General features: G+C 52.3%; 20 protein-coding genes. 19 read left to right on the top strand and 1 reads right to left on the bottom strand.

Features of this window, described 5'->3' with window-relative positions; translation table 11 throughout:
• Position 1 precedes the first annotated feature (1 nt).
• The 9 genes from MKJ04_RS00530 to MKJ04_RS00490 all read left to right on the top strand — a co-directional run bounded on the left by MKJ04_RS00530 (position 2) and on the right by MKJ04_RS00490 (position 7,740).
• Positions 2 to 769: an ABC transporter permease subunit gene (locus MKJ04_RS00530; protein ID WP_241638249.1), complete on the top strand. Its 768-nt coding sequence runs from the start codon at positions 2 to 4 to the stop codon at positions 767 to 769.
• A gap of 213 nt (positions 770 to 982) precedes the next feature.
• Positions 983 to 1,621: a thioredoxin family protein gene (locus MKJ04_RS00525; RefSeq protein WP_241638247.1), complete on the top strand. Its 639-nt coding sequence runs from the start codon at positions 983 to 985 to the stop codon at positions 1,619 to 1,621.
• Between the two features lie 19 nt (positions 1,622 to 1,640).
• Positions 1,641 to 2,933 (top strand): hypothetical protein, encoded by a 1,293-nt coding sequence (locus MKJ04_RS00520; protein ID WP_241638245.1) that lies wholly within the window; start codon positions 1,641 to 1,643, stop codon positions 2,931 to 2,933.
• A 236-nt stretch (positions 2,934 to 3,169) separates the two neighbouring features.
• On the top strand, positions 3,170 to 4,141 hold the full coding sequence (gene ric, locus MKJ04_RS00515; RefSeq protein WP_241638243.1) for an iron-sulfur cluster repair di-iron protein: 972 nt from the start codon (positions 3,170 to 3,172) through the stop codon (positions 4,139 to 4,141).
• A 175-nt stretch (positions 4,142 to 4,316) separates the two neighbouring features.
• Positions 4,317 to 4,826 carry a hemerythrin domain-containing protein gene (locus MKJ04_RS00510; RefSeq protein ID WP_241638241.1) on the top strand — a complete coding sequence of 170 codons (510 nt, stop codon included), beginning with the start codon at positions 4,317 to 4,319 and terminating at the stop codon, positions 4,824 to 4,826.
• 2 nt (positions 4,827 to 4,828) lie between these two features.
• A complete protein-coding gene (locus MKJ04_RS00505) occupies positions 4,829 to 5,641 on the top strand; it encodes a DUF2249 domain-containing protein (protein ID WP_241638239.1) in 813 nt (270 codons plus the stop codon).
• Positions 5,642 to 5,648: 7 nt separating this feature from the next.
• Positions 5,649 to 6,956 (top strand): hypothetical protein, encoded by a 1,308-nt coding sequence (locus MKJ04_RS00500; RefSeq protein WP_241638238.1) that lies wholly within the window; start codon positions 5,649 to 5,651, stop codon positions 6,954 to 6,956.
• Positions 6,937 to 7,251 (top strand): metal-sulfur cluster assembly factor, encoded by a 315-nt coding sequence (locus tag MKJ04_RS00495; protein ID WP_241638236.1) that lies wholly within the window; start codon positions 6,937 to 6,939, stop codon positions 7,249 to 7,251. Before MKJ04_RS00500 ends, MKJ04_RS00495 begins: the two co-directional genes overlap by 20 nt.
• 45 nt (positions 7,252 to 7,296) lie before the next feature.
• Positions 7,297 to 7,740, top strand: a complete 444-nt coding sequence (locus tag MKJ04_RS00490; protein ID WP_241638234.1) for an RrF2 family transcriptional regulator — start codon at positions 7,297 to 7,299, stop codon at positions 7,738 to 7,740.
• An 18-nt stretch (positions 7,741 to 7,758) separates the two neighbouring features.
• Here MKJ04_RS00490 and MKJ04_RS00485 read toward each other — a convergent pair whose 3' ends face one another.
• Positions 7,759 to 8,160, bottom strand: coding sequence for a response regulator (locus tag MKJ04_RS00485; RefSeq protein WP_241638232.1), 402 nt, complete (start codon positions 8,158 to 8,160; stop codon positions 7,759 to 7,761).
• A 756-nt stretch (positions 8,161 to 8,916) separates the two neighbouring features.
• Between MKJ04_RS00485 and MKJ04_RS00480 the strand changes: the two genes are divergently transcribed.
• From MKJ04_RS00480 to MKJ04_RS00435, 10 genes are all read left to right on the top strand, one after another.
• The gene (locus tag MKJ04_RS00480) at positions 8,917 to 10,695 is read left to right on the top strand and encodes a DUF5060 domain-containing protein (protein ID WP_241638230.1); all 1,779 of its coding nucleotides are present in this window, start codon (positions 8,917 to 8,919) and stop codon (positions 10,693 to 10,695) included.
• 42 nt (positions 10,696 to 10,737) lie between these two features.
• A complete protein-coding gene (locus MKJ04_RS00475) occupies positions 10,738 to 12,366 on the top strand; it encodes a sulfatase (protein WP_241638228.1) in 1,629 nt (542 codons plus the stop codon).
• A gap of 321 nt (positions 12,367 to 12,687) precedes the next feature.
• On the top strand, positions 12,688 to 13,710 hold the full coding sequence (locus MKJ04_RS00470) for a family 16 glycosylhydrolase (protein WP_241638227.1): 1,023 nt from the start codon (positions 12,688 to 12,690) through the stop codon (positions 13,708 to 13,710).
• A 146-nt stretch (positions 13,711 to 13,856) separates the two neighbouring features.
• Entirely contained in the window at positions 13,857 to 15,425 is a 1,569-nt protein-coding gene (locus MKJ04_RS00465; protein ID WP_245402565.1) for a sulfatase family protein, read from the top strand.
• Positions 15,426 to 15,760: 335 nt separating this feature from the next.
• The gene (locus tag MKJ04_RS00460) at positions 15,761 to 16,972 is read left to right on the top strand and encodes a glycoside hydrolase family 117 protein (RefSeq protein WP_241638223.1); all 1,212 of its coding nucleotides are present in this window, start codon (positions 15,761 to 15,763) and stop codon (positions 16,970 to 16,972) included.
• A 342-nt stretch (positions 16,973 to 17,314) separates the two neighbouring features.
• Entirely contained in the window at positions 17,315 to 18,511 is a 1,197-nt protein-coding gene (locus MKJ04_RS00455; RefSeq protein WP_241638221.1) for a family 16 glycosylhydrolase, read from the top strand.
• Positions 18,495 to 20,717: a T9SS type A sorting domain-containing protein gene (locus MKJ04_RS00450; RefSeq protein ID WP_241638220.1), complete on the top strand. Its 2,223-nt coding sequence runs from the start codon at positions 18,495 to 18,497 to the stop codon at positions 20,715 to 20,717. The genes MKJ04_RS00455 and MKJ04_RS00450 overlap by 17 nt, the downstream gene beginning before the upstream one ends.
• Before the next feature lie 123 nt (positions 20,718 to 20,840).
• Positions 20,841 to 21,179 (top strand): L-rhamnose mutarotase, encoded by a 339-nt coding sequence (locus tag MKJ04_RS00445; RefSeq protein ID WP_241638218.1) that lies wholly within the window; start codon positions 20,841 to 20,843, stop codon positions 21,177 to 21,179.
• Positions 21,180 to 21,514: 335 nt separating this feature from the next.
• Positions 21,515 to 22,576: a LacI family DNA-binding transcriptional regulator gene (locus tag MKJ04_RS00440; protein ID WP_241638216.1), complete on the top strand. Its 1,062-nt coding sequence runs from the start codon at positions 21,515 to 21,517 to the stop codon at positions 22,574 to 22,576.
• A 56-nt stretch (positions 22,577 to 22,632) separates the two neighbouring features.
• Positions 22,633 to 23,124, top strand: a complete 492-nt coding sequence (locus MKJ04_RS00435; RefSeq protein WP_241638214.1) for a sugar-binding domain-containing protein — start codon at positions 22,633 to 22,635, stop codon at positions 23,122 to 23,124.

Here is a 23,124-nt window from a genome sequence, read left to right as displayed (position 1 = left end):
CATGAACAAGATCATTAAATACGTTTTCTACGATATCGTCCGGAACAAAATTGTGCTGGCTTATACCCTGTTTCTGCTGTTGCTTTCTGTCGGGTTATTTAACCTGGGCGGCAGCCCGGATAAAGGTATACTTAGCCTGTTAAACCTGGTGCTGCTCACGGTGCCCTTGATCAGCATTGTGTTTGCGACCACCCATTTTTACAACTCCTATGAGTTCATGGAGCTGCTGGTTGCGCAACCGATCAACCGCAGCAAGATCTTTATGAGCGAATACCTGGGTGTGTCCTGTTCCCTTTCCGGGGCATTTATACTTGGGGTGGGCCTGCCGGTAATGCTATTTGGTGCAAGTATAACAGGCTTATACCTGGTGCTGACAGGCGTTTTTATCACGTTCATTTTCGTGGCGCTGGCTTTTCTGGCCTCAGTTATAACCCGCGATAAAGCCAAAGGCATTGGTATTGCGCTGCTGCTGTGGTTCTATTTCGCCTTGATTTATGATGGGATTGTGCTGTTCATACTTTACTCATTCAGCGATTACCCGCTGGAGCATGCCACTCTTGCCCTTACAGCGTTTAACCCGGTCGACTTGGGAAGAATCATCGTGCTGCTGCACCTGGATGTCTCTGCGTTGATGGGGTATACCGGGGCACTGTACAAAAGTATACTTGGCAGCTTGTGGGGAATCGGGCTGGCCTTCGGTCTGCTTCTGGTATGGATACTGGTGCCGGTGCTGAGTTCAAGAAGGATCTTCTCAAGGAGAGATTTGTGAGTAGCGTGCCTGCCGCGGCAGAATTGAGTTAAGTGTTTTGGTGCGCTGCGAGCGCGCAGGAAAAGTTGCCTGCGCGCTTTTCATAATTGCTGATAGCAGTAGTTTTGATATCCCCTGTTATACCCGCAACAGAAGAGGGGCGGAAGTGATGTAAGTCATTTTATACCTGCTTTAGTATCAGTACACTTGTACAGACAAGCAAAAGTGATTGATATGCAGTATACACTACCCCTGGAACTGGTGAACCCGCTCACCTATAAAGCTTACAAAACCCTGACAGAAGAGTTGACAGGTAACCAGTCAACAACGGGCAACGAGCAGACAAAACAGAAAATAGCATTTACAAAACTTAACCAGCAACGCATGAAGCGGGTGGAAAAGCAGTTCTCTCTCTTGCCCACGCTAGGAAGCCTACTACAGCAGCACCAGCCTAACTGGAGCTGGCTCGTGCTGGTGGAAGCCTGGTGCGGGGACGGGGCGCAGTTGCTTCCGGCTATTGCGGGTATCGCCGCAGAAGCCCCTTCCGTTGCGCTGACCGTGTTGCTGCGCGACGAGAACCCCGCCCTCATGAACACTTGCCTGACGAACGGTAGCCGCTCAATTCCCAAGCTCATTTGTGTGGATGGGGAGACCGGTGAGCGGGTCTTTACATGGGGCCCGTGTCCGGTTGCTATTCAGGAGAAGGTGCTGCAATATAAAGCCAGTAACCCAGCCGCTGACCATGATACCCTTGTACAGCAGGTACAGCTTTGGTACGCAAAAGACCGCAGCCAAAGCCTGCAGCAAGATCTGCTGAAACTAGTGCAGGAAACTTTGGCCGCTAAAGGAGTGAAGGCGGAAGCCACTACCTGAAACAGTACACACGTAGAACGTGAACCTATACGCAAAAAGAACCTGGCTGCTGGTGGCACTACTAAACTTAGTAGTGGTTGCCTTTCTGGGCCTGTTGCTGCGGTGGATATTTGTGGCGCCCGTTGCAGACCTGAACTTTAAGTTCCTGCTGCACGCCCACTCACACGTGGCTTTGCTCGGCTGGCTTTATTCGGCCATGTTTATCGCGCTACTTACAGCTTTCTTACCGGCAGAGCTGGCCGATAAGGAGACGTATACCTGGCAGTTCTGGCTGTCGCAGGGGGCGGTGTTGGGGATGCTGCTCAGCTTTCCGGTGCAAGGGTATGGAGCAGTTTCTATTACTTTCTCCACAGCCCACATTCTGCTGAGTTACTGGTTTATTTACCGATTTCTAAAGGATACCCAGAAGGCAAGGCTAAGCAAGGGCAGGCACCGGTTTTCCCTGCTTTTTGTAAAAGCGGCGCTCTTCTTCCTGGCGCTATCTTCCTTGGGGCCATGGGCGATGGGACCGATCATGGCGTTGGGGTATAGCGGTAGTGTAGCTTACTTCAACACGATCTATTTTTACCTGCATTTTCTCTACAATGGTTGGTTTACGTTTGCTGTGCTGGGCCTGCTTTTCTGGCTCTTGGAGCACTACCGGATTTCCTTCAGCAGGAAATCCGGCAAGCTCATTTTCCGGCTCATGTTCTGGGCCTGCCTGCCAGCTTACCTGCTGTCGGTTCTCTGGACGAAGCCAAATGCTATTGTCTACATAGCGGGGGGCACCGCTGCTTTTGCGCAGGTGCTGGCATGGGGCGTTTTACTGCTGATGCTTTTGCCCGTCTATAATCAGGTCAGCGCTCTGTTTGCCCGGTCGACCCGCGGATTGGCTATACTTGCGGCACTTGCTTTTTCGCTGAAGACCGTCATGCAACTGGCTACCGCTTTCCCCTACATGGCTGATTTAGCGTTCCGGCTTCGCTTCTTTATCATAGGCTATCTGCACCTGGTGCTCATCGGTTTTATCAGTTTTTTTATAGTTACTTTCTTTGCGCAGCAGGGGTGGCTAAGCTTCCGATACAGCATGAGCAAGTGGGGGATGGGACTGTTTGTGCTTGCCTTTATCGGCACAGAAGCACTGCTCTTTTTGCAGGGTGTCCTCTTCTGGATAGGGTGGGGTGCGATACAGTATTACCACCAGCTACTTTTGGGAATGAGTGTGTTTTTGCCACTCGGCATCCTGCTCTTTTTTGCTGCGCAGGTGCGTGGGAGGAGTCGCCCCCTTGTTGGGTGTGGCCCTAAGCTAAACCCTCCGCTGCAAAAAGTTTAAATGAAAATAGCCTGTGGGAGGACAAATCTTTAGGAGAGAGAGGGCTTTTACTTTGATAGAGTAGAAGTGCTTTGGTATGGCGAGATGGAATAACAGGAGGTGAAGCTGTCTGCAAATCCTGCATAGAAGAATGATGAAGATCATCTTAATAAAAGACTTTTCACTCTTTTATTCTGCTGGCTGTTCCATACATTTACAGTGTTAATATATCCATGACACATCAAAATTTAATCCTTATGGAGGCAACACAAAACATAGAAACACTGGATGTGACCATCATAGAGCCACGCCTGAAGCACCCGACTATTTTCGAGATGTTTGATCGCCTGCAAGGCGGCGCAGCTTTTATCATCCACAACGACCACGACCCGAAACCACTGTACTACCAGCTGCTGGGCGAGCGCGGCAGCACGTTTAAGTGGGAGTACCTGGCGCAGGGCCCAGAGGTATGGGAGGTGAAGATTACCAAACTTATCCAGGCTGACGGCGAGACAATTGGCGAGCTGGTGGCCAGTGATTTTCGGAAGGCGCAGGTGTTTAAGAAGTACGGCATTGACTTCTGCTGCGGTGGCAAAAAAACCGTGGCACAGGCCTGTGAGGAAAAGGGCGTCGATAAAGAGGCGCTGGAGAATGAACTGAACACCACCTCCACCACCACGACAGCCAATGCACGGGAAACCGACTACGCCAACTGGCAGCCGTCCTTCCTGGCGGACTACATCGTGAACATGCACCATACCTATGTGCGGGAGGCTATCCCGGCACTGTATGAGTACACCACCAAAATCGCCAGCGTGCACGGCAAGAGCCACCCGGAATTGTTGGAGGTAGCCAGGCATTTCGTGAATGTGGCCAACGAACTGGAAGCGCACATGCCGAAAGAGGAGCGCGTGTTGTTCCCATACATCAAGCAACTGGATGAGGCGAAGAAGCAGGGTATACTATTAGATGAACCGGCATTCGGCACGATTCAAAACCCGATTAACATGATGGAGATGGAGCACGAGCAAGCCGGGAAGGAGCTGGAGGCCATCCGTGAGAAGACAAACAACTACACGCTGCCGCCTGATGCCTGCGCTACCTATACCGTTGCCTTCAAGAAGCTGCAGGAATTTGAGGAGGATCTGCACCGCCACATCCACCTGGAAAACAACATCCTGTTTCCCAAAGCACTGGAGCTGGAGAAAGAAACATTGAAGTCAAATTGATTGTCAGAGTCTGTGGAGTGTTTTACAGATTCCGCAGCGCGGGCAGATACTGTTAGCGCCTTACCGCTGTAGCGGGTACCCCACCCCAAACTTCCGAGGGGGTCTGGGGTGGGGTATCCTCTGTGGGTAAACTTCTGCGAATCCTTAAACTCTGTCAATCCTGACCCTAAAAACCATGATCATGAACGAGGCCACTATACCCCAAAAGAGAGACAAAAGCCTGGTGCCACTTTCAAGGGAGCACCATTTTGGTTTGTTGTTCTGCTGGAAGCTGCGCCAGGGGCTAAAGAACGGTGCAGACCTCCAGGTGATGCGCTCCTATGTAAATTACTTCTGGAATAATATTCTGAAGGTACACTGCGAGGAGGAGGAGTGGATGCTGAACCGACTGTTACCCAAAGAAGACCCTATGCAGCTGCAACTGAAAGAAGAGCACCGGCTGCTAAAGGCAATGATTGATTTGATTGCTGAGGGCAGCCCAATGAACAAAGGCCTGTTCAAAGTGCTGCAGCAGGACCTGGTGAATCATATACGCTGGGAAGAGCGGCAGCTTTTTCCATACCTGCAGGCGGTGGTGAACTCCAATGAGCTGGAAACGGCAGGGAAACTGCTGGAGCACCGGCACGCAGTGCAGCACGATACCTTTACCCCCGAGTTCTGGGCCCATTCAGTTAACAGGGTATAGCCATGAACATAGAAGCAAACACTAAACTATCTGCCCTGATAAAGGTAAATCCTGAGGCTGTAGAAGCCATCGCCTCCATCAACAGGAACTTTGAAAAGCTGCGCAACCCCTTGCTCCGGAAGATACTGGCCTCGCGGGTAACCATCGCCGATGCTGCCCGGATTGGCGGTTGTGGAGTAGAGGATTTTTTTGAAAAGCTGGCCCCGCTTGGCTTCACCACCACTAATAAGGCACCCGCTGTGCAGCCGAAAGAGACTATTGCCCCCAAGCCCGCATTCCTGGCGCAATTGCCCTTGGCAAGTATAATTTCCCTGGATGTGTGTGAGGATATTACCAAAGGCAATGACCCTTTTCTGAAAATCATGAGCGCGGTGGATGCGCTAAACAGAAGCAACGCGCTACTGCTCATCAACACGTTTGAGCCAGCTCCTCTAATCGCCATACTCCATAAAAAGGGCTATGCTTGTTACACAGAACCAAAGGGCCCGGACCTGGTGCATACGTATTTCTGGCTGGCAGGAGATGGGAGTGAAGCGCATAAAGCCACAGAAACCACAGCGCAGGAGCAGACCTTTGAGGAGGCACTGACATGCTTTGGCGACAGGGTGAAAAACATAGATGTACGCCATTTACAGATGCCACAGCCAATGGTGACTATCCTAAGCGAGCTTGAGCAGCTGCCGGCTGGGTGGGCCCTGCACGTAAATCACCGGCGCGTGCCGCAGTTGCTGTTGCCCCAGCTGGAGGAGCGCGGCTTCACGGTAGCCATACTGGAAGCTGGCCCAGGCGAAGTATACTTACTGATCCACAAATAAATTAACGATGAGCACTGCCGCTACCTCCACCTCACCGGGGAAATGGGTCGTGTTGCCGCATTTTGCCTTTGCTGCGCTTGCTTTCTTGTCGCTCAGCGTGCTGCTGCTCTTCTCTACGGATGCTTTTGGCGGGCACTACTTTCACCCCAAGCTGCTGGCAATCACGCATGTGGCGGTGCTAGGCTGGGCCACGATGCTTATTTTTGGGGCGCTGTACCAGTTGCTGCCCGTGGTGCTGGAGGGCAGACTATACAGCGAGCGACTGGCTCATTTTACCTTTGCGCTGCTAAGCACCGGTACCATCCTGCTGGCTTATGCATTCTGGAATTTTGATGTAAGCTGGGTGATGCATGTGGCGGCCTGCCTTTTGTTTCTGTCCTTTCTGCTGTTCAACATCAACGTGTTCCAGACGGCACGCCGGGCACCTAAATGGACGGTAGAGGCAGATTTTATCGTTACCTCTGCCCTATGGCTATTGGTAACGGGGTTGGTGGGCCTACTGATGGCGCTGAACTTCTCCTATCCGTTTCTGCCGGAGGAGCACGTGCACTACCTTAAGCTTCACGCCCACATCGGGATGGCTGGCTGGTTCCTGCTGCTGATCATAGGCGTTGGTGCCAAACTGATCCCGATGTTCCTGCTGGCGCATCCGGTCGGCACCGGAAAACTGACGTGGTCCTATGCCTGTATCAATGCGGGGCTGGTTCTTTTTATTTTGGATCACATGGTGCTGCGCACAGGGTTGCTGGCACCTTACGCAGCCCTCGTAACGGTAGGCGCAGTGTTTTTTCTGCTATATCTCCGCGATGCCCGCAAAACAATGCAGCGCAAGGAAATGGACTTAGGGATGAAACAGACATTTGTGGCGCTGGCACTACTGCTTTTGCCGCTGGTGCTGGTATTTGCGGTTAGCATCGATCTGGGGCTGCCGCAGGGAGTTTTGTCCTCTGTGTACCTGGTGTATGGGATATCTGTTTTCCTGGGCTTTATAACAGCGCTTATCTTGGGACAAACCTTTAAAACGCTGCCCTTCATTGTCTGGATGCATGTTTACGAAGCTCATGTAGGCAAGTGCAAAACGCCGCTTCCGAAGGACATGTACAGTCATACCTTGCTGCGCTGGCAGAATATCAGTTACCTGGTTGGCTTTGTGCTGCTGGTGGCGGGGGTGTTGCTGCGGCACCAGCAGGTTATACTCGGTGGTGCCATAGCCTTTACCGTAACGGCTGTGCTTTACGCGGCCAATGTGTTTCAAATGCTGGTGCACAAAGCGCATGACTTAAAACCCTTTACCTATGAAAATGCAAACAGGTGATATCGAGTCGGATGTGTTAGAATCACTCAAATGCGTTATTGACCCGGAAATAGGAATTAATATCGTGGATCTTGGGCTTGTTTATAAAGTAAGCCTGAAAGATAATACGCTACACATTGAGCTGACGCTGACCACTCCGGGCTGCCCAATGAGCGGAACCCTTAAAACAGCGGTAGAGCAACTGCTGCTGAAGCGCTATCCGAACATGGCGGTAGAGGTAGAGCTAGTGTGGTTGCCGATGTGGACGCCTGAGAGGATTACAGCGGAAGGAGTGCGGCAGCTCGGTAAGTTATGATACCTTCGTATGCGTAAATAGTTCGGAGTATAGAAATGAGAAGCCATGCTATCAAAAACAACAGAATATGCGCTGCGGGCCATCGTGTATATAGCACTCAACAATGGGCAGGGACAGCGGATAGGGGTAAAAGAAATAGCCAAAGATCTGGAATTGCCCACTCATTTCATGGGCAAGATACTGCAGGATTTAGTGCGGAAGGGTATGATCGCGTCAGCGAAAGGGCCCGGAGGCGGCTTTTACCTACACCGGCCTGGCAGCGAGATAAGCATACTGGAGGTGATTCGTACAATTGATGGCCTGGAAGACTTTAAAAAGTGCGGGATGGGTATGAAACAATGCTCCGATAAGCACCCGTGCCCGCTGCACAACGACATAAAAGCCTACCGCGATCATTTGCTCCGGGTGTTCAGTACCAAAACCATACAGGACCTGGTAGGCAGCATTCAGTCGGGCAACTATTTTATCACTAATTTACACAAGGGCTAAAGGAATAATTGACCCTCTTCAGACTTGCCTTTCGACCCCGGCAAAGCTGACCAGGTAGTTTATCTGGTCATTGGTGAGCGGCTTGGTTAGCAACCCCTTTATCATCGGGTTCTGGGTGACACGGTCACTTCCTTCATATTTCTCAGAGGTGGTCATCAAGACAACGGTAGGGGGGATAATACCTGTCGTTTCCACAAGCTTTTTAAGGGCCTCTAAAAATTCATACCCATTCATAACCGGCATATTCACATCCAGCAAGATGAGGTCCATCGCCTCACTCAGAAGCAGTTCAAGCGCCCTGCTTCCGTTTTCCGCTTCAAATACCTGCTCTATCGCGTTTGCCTTGCACAATGCACGTGCACTTAAGTACGTATGTGCCGCGTCGTCGTCAACCAGTAAGACTTTGCCCAATTCATGCATACACTTCAATCAATTTAATCAGTATGAGGAGAGATTGACAGTGCCCACCAACTAACTTAGAGTGGAGGCTATATAACACAATGTACGATAATATTAGTCTTTAATTGTAACATGCACATTTTTGTTATTGCTAAAACGGGATAAATTGAGTGAATAACCATATATAAGGTGTAGAGTAGAAAACTTTTTAGGTATGTTGCGATTGCTCATCGGCCAACTGCGTGCAACAGACTAACATACTTCTGGATGCGACGGTGCCTCTCGACCGAATTGTCGCCATCAACGGCCCGATGGCTTTTCAGGCGATTTAGGTACTCAAAAAAATGGGTATAAAGCTACCGGATGTAGTAGCCGTTGTTGCTTCCACGGACGGACGATTCCTGACCACGGTGGCGTAACTCGGTTACAAGCGCGGCTAAAGCGTGTGCAACAGAATCTGGGTCAGACTCACCAGCCAGCCGATTGCATTTCGTAAACCATCACCCTGGATATCAGTATAATCGTCTGTAAATCAGCCAAAAATAAATACGAATAAGCTTTACTCGCGACCTTTGGCGAAACGCTCAATAGTAAACCCAGCGTAAGGTTTGAGTGCGCTGCCAAGGCATTCGCTTACTTGTCAACTCGCCTTGGGACCATTTTCTGCTGCTTTTAACTCAGCGCCCGGGCTATATACCTGCGGCTTGCACAAACCTTTTCCCAAGCCTGGGTTTATTTTTCTGGATATATTACATTCACTAACAAAAAGCGATTTATATGTATAAGACTGTAAACGTACTTCTTGTTTTACTTCTCCTAACTGGTAGGCTGGTGTCTGCCCAGCAAATCACGGGCGAACTCAAGACCTGGCATTGTGTCACACTCACATTTGATGGGCCCGAGACCAGTGAGTTTGATACACTGAACCCTTTCCTGAACTACCGCATGGAAGTCACGTTCAGCGATGGGAGCAAAACGCTCACGATTCCCGGCTTTTATGCCGCAGACGGCAATGCAGGGCAGACAGGAGCGCGGTCGGGGAACAAGTGGCAGGTCCGGTTTGCGCCTCCACACCCGGGCGAGTGGGCCTATCAGGTGTCTTTCCGAAAAGGCAAAAACATAGCCATAAGCGACAACCCTTCCGATGGCGGCCCCATGGCACCGGACGGTGCGAAAGGCAAACTGGCGATCTCGAAATCAGACAAGGCGGGGAAAGACCTTCGGGCCAAAGGACGGCTCCTGCATACAGACAGCCACTACCTGCAATTTGCAGGCACAGGGGAATACTTTGTGAAAGGAGGTGCCAACAGCCCTGAAGACCTCCTGGGCTACTACGAGTTTGACCAGACACCGGCAAAGCATCGCTTCGAGCCGCACGCTTCGGAGTGGAGGGAAGGCGACCCAACCTGGCAAAAAAGCAAAGGCAAGAACCTGATCGGGGCGCTGAATTACCTCTCCTCCACGGGGATTAACGCGGTTTATTTCCTGACGATGAACGTAATGGGCGATGGCAAAGACGTATGGCCCTGGACAGACGAACACGAGCGCTACCGCTTTGACTGTAGTAAACTGGACCAGTGGGACCTGGTTTTCGCGCACATGGGCAAGCTGGGCCTGGTAAAGCACGTCGTGACCCAGGAAACGGAAAACGAGTGCCTGCTGGATATCGGCCAGACCGGGATTCAGCGCAAGTTATACTACCGAGAACTTGTGGCCCGCTTTGCCCATCACCCTGGCCTGATCTGGAACATGGGCGAGGAGAATGGCATCGCCCCCTGGACGCCCATCGGACAGACCGACAAGCTCCGGAAGGATATGATCAGTTACATGCATGCGCTGGACCCATACCAAAACCCGGTGGTTATCCATACCCTGCCCGAGTTGAGCGACCACGAGCGCACCATGGCCCCCCTGCTCGGCGACAAGAGCGAACTGGATGGCGTTTCGTTCCAGATCCATCACCTGAAAGACGCATATCAGGTAACCGCTGACTGGCGAAAACAGTCAGCAGAGGCGGGTAAAAAGTGGGTTGTGTGGATTGACGAAATCGGGCCTGCCGATACCGGGGTGCTGCCGGATACCTATGTCGGACAGCAGGATACCGTGCGGCGGCAAGTGATTTGGGCGAACCTGATGGCAGGCGGTGCCGGAATTGAGCATTACTTTGGGTATAAGTACCCGCACAACGACCTCAACTGCGAGGACTGGCACAGCCGCGACCGCATCTGGCGCATGACCAGCAACGCTACGGATTTTTTTCAGAAACTCCCTCTCGATGCAATGCAGCCCCATCCCGACCTGGTGTCTGTTGCCAAGGGCTACTGCTTTGCCCAGGAAGGCGGGCACTATGTGGTATACCTCGAAGCAGGGGGAGAAGCGACGATCGACCTGAAGCAGTTTGGCGGAAGCTATACCGTGAAGTGGTATAACCCGCGCGCAGGCGGCAAAATGCTAAACGGAAAGGTGAAAACACTTCGGGGCGGAGGTAAGCGAAGCCTTGGCCTCCCGCCCACAGACCCGGATGAAGACTGGGTGGCCTACATTTATAAAAAGTAAAACAGTTACCGAAACGCAACTAAACGCCCGTCTGGGTTTGCTATGTTTTTTAATTCTATCAACAAAGGGAAGGTTTTCAATTTTATCATGCCGCTGGCACTGCTGGCTGTGTCTGCTTCCTGCCAAACGCAGAAAGAGGTAGCTGAAACCGAAACGCAGCAGAAGCCCAACATCCTCTACATCATGTCGGATGACCATACCACCCAGGCCTTTGGCATCTACGGCAGCAGGCTGGCCGCACTGAACCCAACACCCGTACTGGACGCGCTGGGCCAGGAGGGGATGGTGTTTGAGCAGGCGTTCTGCAACAACTCTATCTGCACGCCCAGCCGGGCCAGTGTGATGACCGGGCAGTACAGCCAGGCCAACGGTGTGCTTGATCTGGACGGGCACCTGCCCCCTGAAAAGCAGTACCTGCCGATGGAGATGAAGAAGCTTGGATACCAGACGGCCATCATCGGCAAGTGGCACTTGGTTGATGAGCCAGCCGCCTTTGATTACTACGAGGTGCTGCCGGTACAAGGGAAATACTTTAACCCGGACTTCCGTAAGAAAGACGAGGGGGCCTGGCCCAATAACCTGGTTACCTACCAGGGGCACTCCACAGACATTATCACCGATAGAACGCTGGACTGGCTGAAAAACAGGCGCGACAAAGACCAGCCCTTCTTCCTGATGCACCATTACAAAGCGCCGCACGATGATTTTGAGTTTGCCCCCCGCTACGCCAGCTACCTGGAAGACACAGAGATTCCGGAGCCAGCCAGCCTGTACGGACAGCCCCAGTTTGGCTCTGAGGCCACGAAAGGCAAGAACGACAGCTTGAGTCACCGCATCGGCACCTCAGTTTCGGATCGGCACCCATACCGCAGTTACACCAAGCAGTATGACATCAAGTCGTCTGATCAAAAGGAGGCCACGCACCTGGCTTATCAGGAATACCTGAAGCGCTACCTGCGCTGCGTGAAGGGCGTGGATGACAACCTGGGCAGACTGTTTGCCTACCTCAAAGAGAACGGACTTTGGGAAAACACCATCATTATCTATACCGGCGACCAAGGCTTTATGCTGGGAGAACACGACTACATGGACAAGCGCTGGATGTATGACGAGTCGATGCGCATGCCTTTTATAGTGCATTACCCCGGCATGGTTAAGCCGGGTAGCCGCACGCAGGCGCTCATCAACAACACCGATTTCGCCCCTACCATGCTGGCAATGGCTGGTGGGCAGGTGCCTGACTATATGCAGGGAAACAGCTTCCTGCCCGTGCTCAAAGGAGAGAAAACAGAATCGACGCAAACCGCTACGTATTACCGCTATTGGATGCACCTGATGCACCACGATGTGCCGGCCCACTTCGGCATCCGGACAAAAGAGTACAAGCTCATCTTTTACTATGGCCTGCCAAGCGACATGCGTGTTATGGGAAAGCCTTCGATGCCCTGGCAGAAGGAGTCATACCTCATCGAACAGACACCTGCCGCCTGGGAATTTTATGACCTCAGCAAAGATCCGGAAGAGGTCCATAACCGGTATGGCGACCCAGCCTACCAGGCCATTATCGCAGACTTGAAAACACAGTTGAAGGAAAAGCGTGAAGCCCTGAACGAGACAGATGAAAAGTATCCGCACATCCAGAAGGTGATTGCAGCGCATTGGGACGATTAAGCTCCTGCGTACCACCTTTGCTAAGTTTCCTAAATCAGGTAACTATCGATTTATGATACGCGGAGAGAACCCAAATAACCCGCAGCCTCTCCAGTTTTACATGGACGATATCACGCTAACAGAAGTAGAATTAAGGCCTTAACCAACTTTTAGCCTTTCATACAGGCTGCCTTTTTGTATCAAGGCAGCCTGTATACTTATGCTTCCTACATATTTGGATAAAACACAAACTGGCGCTTCAGGGACAAGTGCAGTGCTAATTTTATCTATATGTGGCTTAACCACTAATCAAAGCTATCGGTCCTATTATCGGAAAACCATATGATGAGAAAAAAAGCCTTCGTTACAGTTCTATCCGCTGTTGTTTTGTTTGCATGCTCCAACTGTGCTTCTAACGGCGGTTCTGTAAATCCCTCGCCAACAGACACGCCTGATCCAGTACCCACTGCTGCAAGCGACTGGAAGTCCATTCCGGTGCCCGCCAGTGCTGGCGCGGACAAGGTATGGCAGTTTCAGGAAATGTCCGACGATTTTGAGTACGAGGCACTGGCAGACAATAAAGGGACCACCTTCTTTGCTAAGTGGGATGATTTTTACCACAACGGCTGGAAAGGCCCCGGACTGACAGAGTGGGATAGAAGCCATTCGTTGGTAGCCGGTGGGTATTTGCAGCTGCCCGCTTCCAGAAAGCCTGGTTCGGAGAAAATCAACCTGGGCTGCATCACCTCCAAATCAAGGGTGGTTTACCCTGTGTACATAGAGGCGCGCGCCAAGGTAATGAACTCCACCCTGGCCTCGGATGTGTGGTTGCTGAGCCCCGACGATACGCAGGAGATAGACATTGTAGAGGCTTACGGTGCAGCTTACTCGGAGAGTGCGCAGAAAGATCACTCTTATTTTGAGAAAAAAATTCACATCAGCCACCATGTTTTTGTGCGGAATCCCTTCCAGGACTACCAGCCCCTTGACGCGGGAACGTGGTATAAAAACGGGACAACCTGGCGAGAGGACTTTCACCGCTACGGGGTGTATTGGAAAGACCCGTGGCACCTGGAGTACTATATCGACGGGGTCTTGGTCCGGACGGTATCAGGCAAAGCGATGATAGACCCAAAGCATTTCACCAATGCCACCGAGCCGGGCAACACCAGCGTAGACACGCGCACGGGCCTAAGCAAGGAAATGGATATCATCATCAACACCGAAGACCAAACCTGGAGGTCAAGCCCGGCTTCGGGGCTACAGTCTGACACCTTTACGCCAACAGACAGTGAACTCGCAAAGAAAGAAGACCATACCTTTAAAGTGGATTGGATTCGGATTTACAAGCCTGTTGAAAAGTAAAACAGCCGGTGGGCGATGCGCCAAGGAATGTAGGTGGTTTCAGCCCATGACAAGCAGCAGGCACAGACTGTGCGGCTGGTCATCCAGCAGTAATGCAAAAGTATTTTTAGTAAGTTAGAATTACAGCGCTCAACTTATACTGACGAATGGTTATCAAGCGAATTTACCTATTAAGTTTACTTGCTGCTTCAGTAAGTTTGGCTGCATGCAGTAACCCTTCTGCTGCATCAGAAGGCCATGGCAGTAAGCAAAGCAAGCCCAACATTGTCATTATCTATTCTGATGACGTGGGCTACGGAGATATTGGCGTGTATGGGGCCAAAGGGCTGAAGACGCCTGCCATAGACCAATTGGCCGCCGAAGGTGCCCAGTTTACAGATGCCCACTGCACGGCAGCCACCTGCACCCCCTCCCGGTACTCGCTGCTGACAGGGAGCTATGCGTTCCGGAACAAGGCCGCCGTGCTTCCGGGAGACGCCCCGCTGATCATCGACCCGCAGCTCCCGACCCTGCCCAAAATGCTGCAGCAAAACGGCTACCGCACAGCCGTTATTGGCAAATGGCACCTTGGCCTGGGGCGTGGCAATATCAACTGGAATGAGCGTGTGGGGCCCGGTCCGAAGGAGATCGGCTTCGACTACAGCTTCATCCTCCCCTCGACAGGTGACCGTGTGCCGACGGTGTACATGGAGAACCAGCAGATTGTGGGCCTGGACCCGAACGACCCGGTGGAGGTGAGCTATGCAGAGAACATCAGTGACCGGCCTACGGGTATGGAGCGGCCCGACCTGCTCAAGATGGGGGCTGACCCGCAGCACAGCGGCACAATCACCAACGGCGTTAGCCGCATCGGCTACATGAAGGGCGGCGAGTCCGCGCTGTGGGAAGATGAGACGCTGGCTGACATGCTCTCCACGAAGGCAAAAGAGTTTATCGGAGCCGCTGACGACAAGCCTTTTTTCCTATACTATGCCCTCCACGACATCCATGTGCCGCGTGTGCCGAACAGCCGTTTTGTCGGCAAGAGCGGCATGGGCCCAAGGGGAGACGCGATTCTGCAGATGGACTGGGCAGTGTCTGAACTCATGGACGCCTTAGCGCAGCAGGGGCTGCTGGAAAACACCCTCGTGATTTTTACGTCGGACAACGGCCCTGTGCTGGATGACGGCTACGCGGACCGCGCCGTGGAGCTGTTAGGGGAACACAAACCAAGCGGTGACTTTGGCGGGGGAAAATACAGTGTGCTGGAGGCAGGCACCCGCGTACCCACCATCGTGTACTGGAAAGGCAGGATAAAGCCGGGCACCAAGAGCAACGCGATGCTAAGCCAGGTGGATTTGTATGCCTCCTTTGCTTCGCTGGTTGGCCACAGCCTGGCAGGCAACGAGGCCCCGGACAGCTTTAACATGCTGGAATCGTGGAGAGCCGCCAGCACCGAATCCAGGCCATATCTGGTGGAAGAAGCCTATGCCTTCGCCGTGCGCAAAAACGGCTGGAAGTACATCACCGCCGGAGGCGCAACCCCAGACTGGCTGGCAGTCAAGGGTGTCAGGGCAGGATGGGGCACTTCGCCAAGGCTCTACCACCTAAAAGAGGACATGGCGGAGCAGCAGAACGTGATCGGGGAGCATACCAGCGAAGCGCAGGAACTGGCCTCGCTGTGGGAGGAGGTGCGCACCGCCCCGACAAGACCGGATTATCAAAAACAGCAGTAACCTCGGCCGCAGGGCACTTGCGGTTGCGGCCTTGCAAGTGCCTCTATTAAGCCTCTGCGAGCGGGGCAAAGTCCCTGTGAAGTTTATTCGTTTCACCATAGCGTCCATACCTTCCAGAATAGAGTCCATACCTTCCAGATTTCAAGGATATTCATACTACTTCTACTGACAAAGTGCCTGCGTCATACCATGGGCATGGCGCAGCCAACTTTCACGGGAGGGCAAGACCCTAAGCCTCATGGCAAAAGATGGGAGTTGATGACACGTGCAGGGAAAAGGGTTGCGCACGGGGACACAAAAAATATCGATAAATTGAGGTAATCAATACCTGAAATATGAAAAACACCAGTCTCGCATTCATGATGCTGCTAACCGGTATGCTTTACACTGGTTGCCAATCAGAAAAGCCAATCGCACAGTCAGACAGCGCCACCGATTACAGTGCCATACCTGATTCGGTGTATGAGTATTTGGCCATCCCGAAAGAAGGTAATTTGAGCGCTGCCTCTAAGCGTGCCCTGGAGCGGAATTATGCCAAAGGGCCAAACTGGTATGCAGAGTTTGAAACGTACGAACTGAAAGGAGACTTTGCCTATCAGGAAGGTGTGACCCGCCGCGACCCAAGTGACCTGATCAAGGTGGATGGGAAGTACTACGTTTACTACTCGAAGGCAACGGGCAAAACAGCTGGCTTCGGAACCGGCGACCCTGAAAACAAGGTATTCCCGTGGGACAAGACAGATGTATGGTATGCCACCTCTGAGGATGGGGAAACCTGGAAGGAGCAGGGCATGGCCGTAGGGCGCGGGCCAGCGGGTGCCTACGATGACCGGTCTGTTTTCACACCGCAGGTACTGATGCACGAGGGCAAGTACATCCTGATTTACCAGACAGTGAAGTACCCTTATGTAAACCGGGTGAAAAATCAGGTGGGTATGGCCATCTCCGATTCACCTGCGGGGCCTTTTGTGAAACTCGACAAACCCATTCTTTCCCCAACCGACGACGGGGAGTGGCTGGGGGAAGAGGATAGCCGCTTCAAGGTTAAAAAGCAGGGTTCTTTCGACAGCCACAAAGTGCACGACCCTACGCTGGTATACTTCAACAATAAGTTTTACCTGTATTACAAAGGTGAGCGAATGGGCGAGCACAATACCTTTGGCGGGCGCGAGATCAAATGGGGGGTAGCCATTGCCGATAAGTTGGAAGGGCCTTACGTGAAATCAGCGTTTAACCCGATCACCAACAGTGGCCATGAGCTGTGTGTGTGGCCATACCGAGGCGGTATAGCAGCCTTGATTATCACAGACGGTCCGGAGCGAAATACCATTCAGTGGTCGCCGGACGGGGTAAACTTCGAGATCATGTCGCACATCAAATGGGGGCCTCCCGCCGCTGGCTTAGACAAAACCGTTGATAACGACAAATTTCCGTTGGCGGCGCTGCAGTGGGGCCTCACGCATCAGTATGTGAGCTACGACTGGCAATACATCAAAGGCTTTAGAATGAAGCAGCAGTTTCACCCAGAAGCGTTGGGCAATTTTTAGAGTGCAGGCCAACTGCTTCTGAAGCATGGCCTGCCGCCCCCATCTTGCACGCTCTTAAAGTTGCATCTACCGTTGCATATAACACAGGTTGTATGGTTATATAGGCAGCGTGCAGCAACATGGCATCTAATATCAAAGTCTAAAAATGAACGCCCTGATTCCATGCTCTTAACCGACATTACCAGGACTTTCGCAAAGCTGCCCTTGTTGCGTCTTTTGACCAACAAGTTGTTGGTGAGAACACACAACAACGGCAGGCTGCAGACTGCTTTCGCTCCGTGTTTCGATTAGATGCGAAAGTTCTGATTACTACAAAAGTTAAATTAAACAAAGCCAACTACGATGAAAAGAACCTTTATGCTACTAGTTCTGATGGCATGCACCAACATGCTTTACGCCATACCTCCGCTGCCACCCCTGGGGTACCGGTGGGTGCTGCAAGCCGAGTTTTCCGATGAGTTTGACGGCAACAGGCTGGACAAAGGAAAGTGGTACACGCACTACCCCGGCTGGGAAGGACGCAGGCCAGCCCTGTTTGAGCCGGGGGCAGTTAGCCAGCAGAACGGCATGCTGTTGATCAGGAGCGGCGTGCTGGATAAACCAAGGGATGGCTTCACGATGTATGGGGGTGCGGTGGTGTCTAAATCTGCTGCGCATTTTGGCTATTACGAGTGCAAGTTCAAAGCCTCTAAACTCAATATGTCCACCACCTTCTGGATGTCGAATGACAAGGTGAACCTCAAATCCACGGATTGCCCAAAAGACCAGTATAGCCAGGAACTGGATATTCAGGAGTGTGTGGGCGGAAACCCCGTGTTCGACAAGTTTATCAATGGCATGAACTCCAACACGCACTTTCGCTACATTAAATGCGAGGGAGGCAAGGAGAACTTTATCTCGAAAGGGGCGGGCGCAACGCTACAGACTAGTGTGTCGGATGATTTCCATACCTATGGTGCCTGGTGGAAAAACGCCGAGGAAGTGGCCTTTTTCGCTGATGGCAAATTCCATCAGTCCGTGAAGTTCCGCAAAGACGTTTCGGAGCAGCCTTTTGACCGGCCGATGCACATCAACATGGTTACCGAAACCTACGACTGGCAACCGGCGCCGTCAGAGGATGAGCTGCGAAACGATCAGCTGAACACCGCTTCCTACGACTGGATTCGCGCTTACAAATTAGTGCCTGTCAACCAGCGGGTAAAGGAATCGGAAACAGATCTTGATCTCTATGAAAACAGGCTGGAACTGACCAACGTGCCGGGCAGTGTTTTTGAGGGCAAGGCCCTGGAGGTAGAGTATGTGTACACCGCCAATGAAAACGCGAAGCTGCAGTATACCATCAGGGAACTGGCAGACAAGAAAGGCAATGACCTGCAGGCGCAGGTGCTGGATGCATACCAGGGGTATGGCAGGGGCCACGCTACCATCAAACTGGAGTTCGTGCCGGACAAAGCGAAAAACTACCAACTGGAGGCACGGCTTGTTCACAAGCGCACAGGTAAGACCCTAAGCATCGTAACCTATGATTTGTCCTACTAGCCAATTCATACCGGGCGACGCCTTGCTGCGCAAAGGGTTGCCCGGTATGAATTGGCGCAGGCTGCCTACATTAGGTATAAACAGGTATAAATCAAAACCAAAGGACCCCCGCATGCAGATACGTTACAAACTCACCTTGCTGGCTTTTTTATTGTGCGCAACCAGCAGCCTTGCCCTTGCGCAGGAAACCGTGATCGTTCAAATAGACCCGACCACCCAGCGTTTTGTCGGGGACGAATCGGCGTTAGACCGGGAGAAGTACTTTAAGATCCACTCCGGCAACGACAATGACCCCGACATCAGTAAGTTTCTGACTGATTACGATGTTTCGGTGGGAAGGAGCTTTTGGTCGCCGTTTAGTTACGCGAAGCAGAAGGCAGGGGAGGTAGGCGTGTACCCTCAGCCTAAAACCGGACCTGGCACCGTGCGCGAGGTGAAGAAGGGGCTGGTAGGAACCGACCATCCGCAGAATGTGATCCGGTATAACATCGACGTGAACGCAGCGGCCGAGTGGGCCGCGGAATACTACAAAAACCACGTAGAGCAGAGTGGCAGGCCGGAGTTCTACGAGCCGATAAACGAGCCTTTTGTGCATGCCGGCGACAATGTGTTTAAAGAGCAGCAGCCTGACGATGCCCTGATGCGGCGGAGAATGGCGGAGTGGTTTGGCGCCATCGGCAAGAAGCTGCACGAGACCCCTGAACTGGCGAACATGAAAGTAATCGGTTACTCCAGCGCCTGGCCCTCTGTGGAGTTATGGGATTTCGGGCATTGGGACAGTCGCATGAAAATGTTTATGGATGTGGCCGGCGAGCATATGGATGGCTTTGCCACGCACCTCTACGATGGGATCAACGTAACCGGCCAGGATACCCGAAGATCCGGAAGTAACTCGGAGGCGATTCTGGACCTGATCGAAACCTACAGTTACGCCAAGTGGGGCAAAATCATACCGCACGCCATATCAGAATATGGCGGGATTGAGAAAGGGTACCCGGATGCGTATAGCGACGTGAAAAGCATCCAGAGTGTCAAGTCCATCAATCATCTGCTTTTCAACCTGCTGGACCGCCAGAACGACCTGCTCCTGTCTATACCCTTCATCACGGACAAGGCAACCTGGCATTTAACCGCCGCCAACAACTACCAGCCCTATGGCGCAACCCTCTGGAAACCGGTGACCATCGGCCAGCCGGACCCGCAAGAATTTGATTTTACGGCCAGAATCTACTTCTACAAGCTTTGGGCCGGTATAAAGGGCGACCGGGTGCTGGCCCGGTCGCAGAACCCGGATGTGCAGACCCACGCGTTTTTAGACGGCAACGTGCTGCACATTGCCCTCAACAACCTGGCTGATGAGACCAAAATAGCCAGATTGGATGGGGTGGCTGCCCTGCCTGAGGCATCAGGTGCCCGGATGCGCTCGCTGAGGATTTATGATCAGCAGCGCCCACAGTATACCGATGAAACGCTGGCCACGGCCCCTGCGGAGCTGGAACTGATACCGGGCGAAACGAAAATTCTCAGCATTACCCTGGATGAGGCTGTCAGCTATGGCAACGCCATCAAAACCACTAAATACTACGCCGACAAACACTTGCAGCCTATTGCCAAAGACCAGCCGCTCACGTTTAAGTTTAGCGGGGTGGCGGCAGGCAGCGGGTATGGCGTGCTGCGCATGAGCATTGGGCGGAAGCACACCATGTCCAAGTCGCCAAAAATTACCGTAAACGGCCGCTCGGTGCAGATGCCTGACAACTGGAAAGGCTACGATCAGGCTAACCGGGAGGATTTCTTCGGCATGATAGAGGTGCCGGTGCACCACTCCCTTCTGGCAGAAACGAACACCGTGACGGTTACCTTCCCCGATGCGGGCGGGCACCTGGCGTCTCTGATTCTACAACTCGACAAGTTTGACACGGCCGTTGACATTCCGCTGGGTATGAGGCCGTATGCGGAGCCAACCGAATGGGCCGTTTACCCCAACCCTTTCAGAAATCAGCTCGTGTTTAAAGTGCCGGAGGCAAAAAACCATGTGGCTGATGTTGTGCTCTATGCCATGGACGGAAAGAAGGTATTGTCTAAAAGCATCCCTTTCTCGGATGGTTTCATGCGCTTGAACACAGACGACATCAAGCAGTGTATGTACCTGGTCAGTGTAACGGTAGATGGAAAAAGGTTTAGCCAACGGGTAGTGAGAAACTAGAAGTGGGTTGGCATAGCCTGCAAACAAATGTAGCGCATGCAGTTTGTCTGCCGGCGCAATTTTCATGTGCAACCCATGGAAGACCAGCAAATGAATATTCAAGAAAGCCTAAACAGTAGAAGAGTGAAAAGATATTGTCTTGCATGCGACCTGAAAGATAATGCGGAACTGATTGAGCAGTACAAGGTATACCACGACAGCGGAAACGCCTGGCCTGAGATAACAGAGAGTATAAAGTCGGCGGGGATTCTGGACATGGAAATCTACCTGATCGGCAATCGGCTGTTTATGATTATGGAGGTGGCAGACAACTTTGATTTTGAAAAAAAGGCCGTCGCCGATGCCGAAAACCCATCGGTGCAGGAATGGGAGCAGCTGATGTGGAACTACCAGCAGCAACTGCCCTGGGCCAAAAACGGGGAGAAGTGGATGTTGATGGATCAGATTTTCAAGCTTGAATAACCCCTTAAAAGTCATCGCTGGGTACTCTGGATACACAGCCACAATTCCATCCAACTATACAAGGGTATGGGCACTTCCGGCCCTGATGTTCGGCAGGTATAATACCTCCCCGGCGGCAGTGTTTAAAGCGAAGCCGACAGCGGAATCCCTGTCACCGATGGCGCATGATGTGAGCGACTACTCACACTATAAAAATAAAAAAAGTGATAATTTACCTGCTTTTTGGCGTTTTCTGCCCCTTTTGTTAAAAATACCCCCGCTTTCCACAACATTCTACCACGGCCTGTTCAGTAGGTTGTCAGTACCTTGAAATGGTAAAACAAAGGCACACAACTATGGCAGGCGGAAGAATAAAAATTGTTGATTTGGCAAACCAGTTGGGCGTATCTACCTCAACGGTTTCGCGGGCGCTGAACAACGAAGGAAGGATGAGCGACCAAACCAGGAAGGCTATACTTGAACTGGCGAACAAGTGGGGGTATAAACCGAATCCGTTTGCGATCAACCTGCTCAGGAAGCAATCTAAAAACATCGGGATCATACTACCCGAGTTCACGCACCACTACTTCTCTAAGGTGCTGGATGGTGTGAACAAAGTCGTGAATGAACACGGGTATCACCTGTTTATTAACGTGCACGAAGAGTGCCATGAGAAAGAGGTAAAGGCTGTCGGGATGCTTAACAACATGCGCGTGGACGGCATCATCGCGTCCTATGCCCACAGCACCACTGACTTCAGCCACTTTTTAGAGACCCTGGAGGATAACGTTCCGGTGGTTTTCCTGGACAGGATGTGCGAAGACCTGGATGCCTCGCATGTGCTGACGGACGATTTCCCGGGTTGCGTGGAGGCGGTTACCCATATGGTGCAAACTGGCCGCAAGAAAATTGTGCACCTGGCCGGGCCCGAAAACCTGTCGACGAGCTTTACCCGGCTGACGGGTTACAAAGAGGGCATGAAGCAAAATGGCCTGCTGGTGCAGGACAAGTATATCCTGCCTGTGGATGACCCTACCTGGAAAGCCAGGCTGGAAACCCTGATCCTGAGCGATGACGTGGATGGCCTGCTTTGCTTTAACGACTATGTGGCCTTTGAGGCAGTGCAGCGCCTCAAGCATCATGGCAAATCTATACCGGAGGATGTGTCCATCATTGGTTTCGCCGATGAGCCCGTGGCTACCTATATGTCCCCAAAACTGTCTACGGTGCACCAGCCGGCGGAGAACATGGGCAGGCGGGCCGCAGAATTACTGCTCTGGCACATCGCCAACCCAACCTCGCCGAAAGTGCACTTCGAGAATCTGCCGACAAGCCTGGTGCTGCGCGAGTCGACAAGAAAAGTGCAGCCTGCAAGCAATTTCAAACCAATTGTGCGAGTGCTCATGAACGCCAGCTAAGAAGTTCAGACTTGACCTGGCCATACCTATACGAAACTATTTAAACATTAATTGCTATGCCCCAACGGTTCTGGATGCTGTGTGCCTGCCTTCTGATAGCAGGTAAGCTGTACGCCCAAAAAACGAATGGCTATGAGCCATCGCCTCGTACTAAAACCTCCCTGAACATAGGCTGGAAGTTTTTCGCCGGTAATCCGGAGGCCACTTATTACCAGAAAAACGTGAACGATGCTGACTGGCAGACGGTGCATGTGCCGCACACGCTGGAGTTAGCGTCGCTGAACCTCAACAATAGCACAGACGAGAAGAGCCAGGAAACCTTCCAGCGGAACGTGGGCTGGTACCGCCGCGACGTTACCGTGCCCGCCGATGCCCAAAAGGTGTATGTGGAGTTTGAGGGGGCGCACCAGGTAACGGATGTATGGGTGAACGGAAAGCACGTTGGCCAGCACAAAGTAGGAGGGTATACGCCCTTTCATTTTGACATATCGACCTTTGTGGAAAAAGGGGCCAAAAACCAGCTGACGCTTTTGGTGGACAACCGGTGA

Origin of the sequence: Pontibacter sp. E15-1 (genome assembly GCF_022601975.1) — a bacterium.
Classification (GTDB): Bacteria; Bacteroidota; Bacteroidia; order Cytophagales; family Hymenobacteraceae; genus Pontibacter.
Note: the sequence above shows the minus strand (reverse complement) of the source record. Positions and strands in the feature narration are given on the sequence as shown.